We start from the raw sequence: 256 nt of genomic DNA on the forward strand, positions 1-256 counted from the left end.
GATAATAAATATGTCTTCAGTAGTAGGTGTTGTAGGAAATGCTGGTCAAGTAAATTATTCAGCATCAAAAGCAGGACTTATAGGAATGACAAAGTCTTTAGCTCGTGAAATAGGAAGCAAAAATATAAATGTAAATGCTATAGCGCCAGGGTTTATTGATACAGATATGACTAAGGTATTAAATGAAGATCAAAAGAAAAATATAATATCTCAAGTACCTTTAAAAAGGTTTGGTCAAGTTGAAGATATTGCTAAT

General features: G+C 30.9%; 1 protein-coding gene (cut by a window edge). It reads left to right on the forward strand.

What is annotated here, in order from left to right; genetic code table 11:
• On the forward strand, positions 1-256 hold part of the coding region annotated (gene fabG / locus G3997_RS04190) for a 3-oxoacyl-[acyl-carrier-protein] reductase (RefSeq protein ID WP_296648595.1) (this coding region is incomplete at its 3' end). The annotated region extends 404 nt beyond the left edge of the window; 256 of 660 annotated nt are visible.

It is taken from the genome of Romboutsia sp. 13368 (assembly GCF_018336475.1).
In the GTDB taxonomy this organism is placed as follows: Bacteria; Bacillota; Clostridia; order Peptostreptococcales; family Peptostreptococcaceae; genus Romboutsia.